Raw genomic sequence first — 3,712 nt, 5'->3', positions numbered from 1 at the left:
CTTCGCTCCTCTTCCGGGATACCCAGCAATAGGGAAAATGCTCTAGTGCGCACCTCTCCAGTGTGTCACGCAGGATGGCAGGCTCCGAGGACTATCATGAAGGTGTGAGAAAGATTTCTTTTGCGATCCTGCTGGCTGTCGTGGTCTGCATGGCCGGGTGCAAAAAGCCCCCTCAACCTCCGACCACGACGAAGACGTTTGATGTTCGCGGTAAGGTGATCGAGACGAATCCTGCCCGGAGCGAGGTGACCCTGGATCATGAGGCGATTCCAGGCTTTATGGAAGCCATGATCATGCCGTACAAGGTGAAAGATTCTGCGGTGCTGAAGGAGCTTCATCCGGGGGACCGGATTACGGCAAAGCTCTTTGTCGAGTACGACGGAGAAGTCTACAAGAACGCCAAGCTCGATCAGATTGTCGTAATCGCCCAGGGGAAACCGGACTACAAACCGACGATGCAGTTTCACGCCCCGGCGAAAGGCGACGTCGTCCCGGACTTCAAACTGACCAATCAGAACGGTAAGGCAATTCACCTGAAAGAGTTCCAGGGCCGGGTTTTGTTGATCACCTTTGTCTATACCCGTTGCCCGCTGGATGACTACTGCCCGAAGATGAGCCGCAACTTCGCGGAGATCGAAAAGACGCTCGCAACGGATAAGGACGCTGCGGCAGGAACGCACCTGCTGAGCATTAGCTTCGATCCGGCCTTCGATTCGCCGAAGGTGCTGAAGAGCTACGGCGAAATCTATGCGGGGAAAACAGACTTCCGTCACTGGGAGTTTGCAGTGCCTTCGCAGAGCAATCTGCAGCCCATGGAAGAGTTTTTCGACCTGGGTGTGACCTCGGACGACAATAAATCGCTCACTCATTCGTTATCTACGGTAGTCGTGGATAAAAGCGGACGTGTGGCCGAGTGGTATCCGGGGAATGACTGGACGGCTGCGCAGGTCGCGGCGCGGATGAAAGAGCTGGCCCGTGCGGCCTGAGAGGAAACATTGATGGCAAATGTAACGATTCGGTTTGGTGTATTGCTGATTCTGCTTGGAGTAATCTTCTTCTGGATTACGGGGCATACCGCGGTTACGGCGCTGATTCCGGCATTCTTTGGAATCGCGCTGGCGATCCTGGGGATGGCCGCCCGTACGGAAGATAGCAAGATGCGGATGATCATCATGCATATCGCGGTCACTATCGGCCTGCTGGGCTTCCTGTTTCCGGCAATCCGCGCCCTGAAGGCCTATCTGTCCGGTCCCATCCTTCGCCCGTTGGCAGTCCGCGAAGAGGTTCTGATGGCAGTGATCTGCTTGATTTACACGCTGCTGTGTGTGCGGTCGTTCATCGAGGCACGCCGCGCACGGGTAGCGTAACGTCGATTTGTTTGAGGTGCGGCCGTGGCAGGTGTGGACTACTGCGGCAATAGCGGAGTGGAGCGAAATATGGGCGGTATGTCATCGTCATTAGGAGCACCGCGGATGCGCGCCGGCGACCGGCCGATCCGCAATCATAACGGAGGAGAGAAGAGGCCCAAGCCTCCTCTGAAGAAAGTACTGCCGCAGATCTGGGCGCTGTTTCGCCCGCGGCTCGGTCTGGTGGTCGGCAGCTTCCTGCTGATGATCGTCAACCGTGCTTGCGGTCTTGTGCTCCCTGCTTCTTCGCGCTTCCTGATTGACAACGTGATGTACCACGGACAGTCTTCCTTGTTGCCGAAGATCGTCGGTATTGTCGCTGCGGCGACGATGATCCAGGGAGTCACGACCTACGTTCTGTCGCAGTTGCTCTCTACCGAAGGCCAGAAGTTCATCGCCGAGTTGCGGCGGAAGGTGCAGGAGCATATCGGCCGGCTTCCCGTGGAGTTCTACGACCGTAATCGTACGGGCGTATTGGTCTCGCGCATCATGTCGGACGTGGAAGGCGTGCGCAACATCATCGGCACGGGGCTCGTAGAATTTGTCGGCGGCCTTCTGACTGCGCTGATTGCATTTGTCGTCCTGATCGGACTGAGCACGCGGATGACGCTTCTGACCTTCTCTATCCTGCTGGTCTTTGCGGTGATCCTCATGCGGGCCTTCAGGACGATCCGTCCCATCTTCCGCCAGCGGGGAGCCATCGCCGCCGAGGTGACGGGACGTCTGACCGAGTCTCTCGGTGGCGTTCGGGTGGTGAAGGGATATCACGCGGAGGAGAGCGAAGCGAACGTCTTTGCCGGCGGCGTCCAGCGGCTGCTGAAGAACGTGTTGAGTTCGCTGCGGGCGCAGTCACTGATGACGCTGTCGAGCACCATGGTGCTGGGTGTGGTCGGTGGCCTGGTGATGTACCTCGGCGGCAGGGAGCATACCGCAGGGCGTTTGACCGTCGGTGGATACGTGGAATACACCATGTTCCTGACCTTCATGATCGCTCCCATGGTGCAACTGGTCTCGATCGGAACGCAGTTGACGGAAGCCGCGGCCGGCCTGGATCGAACCAATGAGGTGCTGGCGGAGCTGACGGAGGACTCGGGCTCGAAGCGCAAGGTAGAACTGGGACTGCTGCAGGGTGACGTTCGGTTCGAACACGTCAGCTTCGAGTACGAAGAAGGTAAACCGGTGCTGCATGATATCGACTTCGTAGCCAGGCCCGGGACCTCGACGGCGCTGGTGGGTTCGTCCGGCTCCGGCAAGTCAACCATCATCAGTCTGATATGTGCCTTCCACACTGCACAGCAGGGCCGGGTCGTCGTGGACGGCGTGGATCTGGCTGATGTGAAGCTGAGCAGCTATCGTTCGCAGCTCGGTGTCGTGCTGCAGGAGACCTTCCTTTTCGATGGTACGGTGCGCGAGAACGTGCTATTTTCGCGCCCGGAGGCGACAGAGGAGCAGTGGAGAGAGGCCTGCCGCATCGCGCGCGTGGATGAGTTTGTGGAGCGCTTCCCGGAAGGCTATGAGACCATCGTCGGTGAGCGCGGCGTGAAACTGAGCGGAGGCCAGAGGCAGCGGCTCTCGATCGCGCGCGCCATCCTTGCCGATCCTCGCATCCTGATTCTGGATGAAGCGACCAGTTCGCTTGATTCGGAGAGCGAGGCCCTGATCCAGGAAGGCCTGAACTACCTGATGCGGGGACGCACGACCTTCGTCATCGCTCACCGGCTCTCAACCATTCGCAGGGCAGATCAGATCCTGGTTGTGGAACAAGGCCGCATCCGGGAGCGTGGACGCCATGAGGAACTGCTGGCGATGGGCGGACGCTACTACGAGCTCTACACACGGCAGCACGGCGTAGAGATGAATATGTTCCTGGCGCCCGGCGAAGGGGACAAGCTGGAAGAAGAAGCTAAGGCGTAGACGAAAGCCAAAAACGGTACAACAACGGAAGAGGGGGCATTTTGCCCCCTCTTCCGTTTCTCGAAAATATTCGAACCTTACGGTTCATCGTGATAGATGCTGACCTGCGGCTTGCCACCTTCCGCAAGTTTTGCGCGGTACATCCCCGGCGTATTGAAGCTCCATGCAAGTTGTCCATCGGGTGTGACGGCGATGATGCCTCCATCCCCCTTGAGCGCGGTAAGACGCTTCTGAATCACCTCGTCGGCTGCGGCCTGCAGCTTCATTCCCTTGTACTGAACAAGCGCGCAGATCTCGCGGGCGACAGTCAGGCGGATGAAGTACTCGCCGGTGCCCGTAGCGGAAACAGCGCAGCTCTCATTGGACGCATACGTACCCGCGCCGATAATGGG

Annotated in this window: 4 protein-coding genes; 3 read left to right on the top strand and 1 reads right to left on the bottom strand. The window is 58.5% G+C overall.

Annotated elements, in window-relative coordinates; genetic code table 11:
* The first annotated feature begins 104 nt into the window (after positions 1–104).
* The 3 genes from AB4043_RS18000 to AB4043_RS17990 all read left to right on the top strand — a co-directional run bounded on the left by AB4043_RS18000 (position 105) and on the right by AB4043_RS17990 (position 3,320).
* Entirely contained in the window at positions 105–986 is an 882-nt protein-coding gene (locus AB4043_RS18000) for an SCO family protein (protein WP_442301259.1), read from the top strand.
* A 12-nt stretch (positions 987–998) separates the two neighbouring features.
* Complete coding sequence (locus AB4043_RS17995; RefSeq protein ID WP_442301260.1) at positions 999–1,367, top strand: hypothetical protein; 369 nt, start codon at positions 999–1,001, stop codon at positions 1,365–1,367.
* Between the two features lie 78 nt (positions 1,368–1,445).
* Entirely contained in the window at positions 1,446–3,320 is a 1,875-nt protein-coding gene (locus tag AB4043_RS17990) for an ABC transporter ATP-binding protein (RefSeq protein WP_442307690.1), read from the top strand.
* Positions 3,321–3,397: 77 nt separating this feature from the next.
* Here AB4043_RS17990 and AB4043_RS17985 read toward each other — a convergent pair.
* The coding region (locus AB4043_RS17985) for an isoaspartyl peptidase/L-asparaginase (RefSeq protein ID WP_442307689.1) at positions 3,398–3,712 on the bottom strand (315 nt) is incomplete at its 5' end.

Origin of the sequence: Terriglobus sp. YAF25 (genome assembly GCF_052113305.1) — a bacterium.
GTDB lineage: Bacteria > Acidobacteriota > Terriglobia > Terriglobales > Acidobacteriaceae > Terriglobus.
Note: the sequence above shows the minus strand (reverse complement) of the source record. Positions and strands in the feature narration are given on the sequence as shown.

Bases quoted from the DNA above. Each gene is read 5' to 3' on its own strand.
- AB4043_RS17995 (WP_442301260.1), top strand. From the start codon at position 999: ATGGCAAATGTAACGATTCGGTTTGGTGTATTGCTGATTCTGCTTGGA.
- AB4043_RS17990 (WP_442307690.1), top strand. From the start codon at position 1,446: ATGTCATCGTCATTAGGAGCACCGCGGATGCGCGCCGGCGACCGGCCG.